Genomic DNA, 3,583 nt, shown 5'->3' on the forward strand with positions numbered 1-3,583 from the left:
GCCCTAGTGAATCATGCGCTGGAGGCCGATCAGGCCAGCAATGCGTTCACGCGCTTCACATAGGCGGCGGGGTCCTCGGGCAGGCCGCCTTCGGCCAGCAGCGCCTGGTCGAACAGGATGTGCGCCAGGTCGTGGAAGTGCACGCTGCCGTCCAGCTTCTTGACCAGGGCGTGATCGGGGTTCACCTCCAGCACGGGCTTGGACTCGGGCGCCTGCTGGCCGGCCTGCTTGAGCATGCGCGCCAGCTGGGTGCTCATGCCGTCGTCCTGCACGACCAGGCAGGCGGGCGAATCGACCAGGCGGGTGGTGGCGCGCACGTCGTCGGCCTTGTCCTTGAGGGCTTCCTTGAGCTTGGCCAGCAGCGGCTTGAAGGCCTCGGCGGCTTCCTCGGCGGCCTTCTTCTCGGCCTCGTCCTGCAGCTTGCCCAGATCGACCGCGCCTTGGCCACGGACTGCAGCGGCGTGCCGTCGAAGTCCTGCAGGTAGTTCAGCGCCCACTCGTCCACGCGGTCGGTCATCAGGACACCTCGATGCCCTTTTTCTTGAAGACTTCGAGCTGCGGGCTGTTCTTGGCGGCGGCCAGCGTGTCGGCGGTGATGTAGTAGATGGCGTCCTGGCCTTCCTTCATGCGCGCCTTGTAGTCGGCGAACGAGACGGTGACCGCATCGCTTTGCGTGGAGGCGAAGCGCAGCAGCTTGGCCAGGCGCTCGCGGTTGCCGAAGTCCTCGCCCAGGCCTTCCTTGAGCACGGCGCCGAATTCGGCATAGAACGCCGTGTACTTGCCTTCCTTGGCCTTGTCCTCGTCGCTCACCACATCGGTCACGCCGTCGGCGCCTTCTTCACCGGCGGTGTGCTTGTCGTGCTTGGCCAGGTCTTCCAGCATGCCGAGCACGCGCTTGGTGGAGCCTTCGCGGATGGCGCGCACGTCGCGGCTTTCCTGCAGCAGCTCGCGGCTCACGTTGAGCGGCAGGTCGCTGGAGTCGATCACGCCCTTCACGAAGCGCAGGTAGGTGGGCATCAGCGCCTCGGCATCGTCCATGATGAACACGCGCTTGACGTACAGCTTCACGCCGGCCTTCTTGTCGCGGTTCCACAGGTCGAACGGTGCCTTGGCGGGCACGTACAGCAGCTGCGTGTATTCGGTGTTGCCCTCCACGCGGTTGTGGCTCCAGGTGAGCGGGTTCTCGTGGTCGTGGCTGATGGCCTTGTAGAAGTCCTGGTACTGCTCTTCGGTGATGTCCTTCTTGGGGCGGGTCCACAGGGCGCTGGCCTTGTTGACGGTTTCCCACTCGCCGGTCTTGACCATGCCGCCGGGCTGGCGGCCGCCGTTTTCGTCACCGGGATTGATCAGCTCGCCCTCTTTCCACTCTTCCTTTTCCATCAGGATAGGCAGGCTGATGTGGTCGGAATACTTGCCGATGATGGACTTGATCTTCCAGGCGTTCAGGAACTCTTCGGCGTCGTCGCGCAGGTGCAGGATGATGCTGGTGCCGCGCTCGGGGCGGGTGATGGTCTCGACCTCGAAGTCGCCCGTGCCGCCGCTGATCCAGCGCACGCCCTGCTCGGCGGGCAGGCCGGCCCGGCGCGATTCCACGGTGATCTTGTCGGCCACGATGAAGCCGGAATAAAAGCCCACGCCGAACTGCCCGATCAACTGGCCCTGTTCGGACGCGGTGGCCTTCTGGTCGCCCGAGAGCTTGCCCATGAAGTCCTTGGTGCCGCTCTTGGCGATGGTGCCCAGGTGGTCGATGGCCTCCTGCTGGCTCATGCCGATGCCGTTGTCGGTGATGGTGAGCGTCTTGGCGTCCTTGTCGAAGGCCACGCGCACTTCGAGGTGGGGCGCGTCTTCGTACAGGGCGTTGTTGTTCAGGGCCTCGAAACGCAGCTTGTCGCAGGCGTCGGACGCATTGGAGATCAGCTCGCGCAGGAAGATTTCCTGGTTGGAGTACAGCGAATGCGTGACCAGGTGCAGCAGTTGCGCCACTTCGGCCTGGAAGGAATGGGTCTGTTTGCTCATGGTGTGGATTGGGAGGTCTGGGTCATTCACAAAAAGAGGGATGCCCCGGCAGTTCGGGGCAGGCGCCGCATTATCAAGGCTCGCCGGTCCACTCCCGGCCGAGGCACCGCGCCGGGGGCGCTTCGGCCATTGAACTCCGGGCGCACGCCCCGTTCCAAGCCGCCATCCCGCCCCGGCCCGGGGAGGGCCGGCATCCCCGACGACGGAAACCCGATCCATGCGCCCACTCCGAAGCCTGCTTCACAGGCACCTGCCGATGGCGGCGTGCCTGGCCCTGCTGCTGTGCCCCGCCCCGCCGCTGTGGGCGCAGCAGGCCACGGGCCGTCCCGATGGCTTCGCCGCCGGGGTCACGGGCGGCGGCCAGGCCGAGGTGGTGCGCCCCACGTCGCTGGAGGGCCTGGAGCGCGCGCTGTGCCAGCGCGCCGAGGGCCCGCGGTGCACCGACGACGCACCGCGCGTGATCGTGCTGGACCGCCTGTTCGACTTCCGGGGGTCGCTGCAGGCCAACGGCTCCGCCACCACCACCGAGGCCGGGTGCCTGGCCTTCGCCTGCCGGGGCACCCCGCCGGGCCAGGGAGGCCAATGGGGCCTGAACGTCGCCCACTTCTGCGACGGCCGCCCGGCCGCCCCGGTGACCTACGACAACGCCGGGCGCCGCCCCCTGCCCGTGGGCTCCAACAAGACCCTCGTCGGCGTCGGCCGCAACGCCGGCATCCAGGGCCGGGGCCTGCGCATCGGCGACGGCAACCGCAACGTCATCGTCCAGAACATCCGCATCACCGACATCAACCCGGGCGTCATCTGGGGCGGTGACGCGCTGACCATCGACGGCGCCGACGGCGTGTGGGTGGACCACAACCTGTTCGCGCGCATCGGCCGCCAGATGGTGGTGACGGGCTTCGGCAGCGCCGCGCACGTCACCCTGTCCGGCAACGAATTCGATGGACGCACCAGCCAGTCGGCCACCTGCGACGGCCACCACTACTGGCTGTGGCTGTTCCTGGGCGCGCAGGACACGATCACCGTGGCCCGCAACTACGTGCACGACACCTCGGGCCGCGGACCGCATGCGGGCGGCATGAAGAACGCCACCGTGGCCGCGCACCTGGTCAACAACTATTTCGAGAACCTCAGCGGCGAAGGCGCGGCCATGCCCCTGACGGCCACGGCCCGCCTGTTGATGGAGGGCAACCATTTCGACCATGTGACCCGGCCCGTGTACCGCTACCCGCACGCGCCCGGCCCGGGCCCGGCTTTCGCCCCGTTCGCCGGGCAGGCCGACCCGCCCGATGGCCTGTGCCGCCAGGCCATCGGGCGGGACTGCGTGCCCAACGACCAGACGGCCAGCGGCACCGCCGACGCGCCAGCGCTGGATGCGCCGGCGATCCAGGCTTTCGGTGCGTGGCGGGCCTGGCTGATCGCGCCGGAATCCGCCGCCGAGACGGCCCGCTCGGTGCGTCGGCAGGCGGGCGTCGGCGTGATCGGCACCGCCGGGGGCGCCGTGCCCTGAGCGCGCCGGTGCCCCGATAGGACCTGCACAAGGAGATTGCTATTAATTAAATAGCAA

At 68.0% G+C, this 3,583-nt stretch carries 1 protein-coding gene and 1 pseudogene; one reads left to right on the forward strand and one right to left on the reverse strand.

Features of this window, described 5'->3' with window-relative positions:
* Positions 1 to 29 precede the first annotated feature (29 nt).
* Positions 30 to 2,016 (reverse strand): annotated as a pseudogene (gene htpG, locus AC27IO_RS21850) (molecular chaperone HtpG).
* 217 nt (positions 2,017 to 2,233) lie between these two features.
* On the opposite strand from htpG, the gene AC27IO_RS21855 reads away from it, so the two are divergent.
* Positions 2,234 to 3,526, forward strand: coding sequence for a polysaccharide lyase family 1 protein (locus tag AC27IO_RS21855; RefSeq protein ID WP_498740729.1), 1,293 nt, complete (start codon positions 2,234 to 2,236; stop codon positions 3,524 to 3,526).
* The last annotated feature ends 57 nt before the right edge of the window (positions 3,527 to 3,583 follow it).

The organism is Acidovorax sp. KNOB132, from assembly GCF_057541515.1.

What these genes read in the sequence shown, in the direction of transcription:
- AC27IO_RS21855 (WP_498740729.1), top strand. Translation starts at nt 2,234, where the DNA reads ATGCGCCCACTCCGAAGCCTGCTTCACAGGCACCTGCCGATGGCGGCG.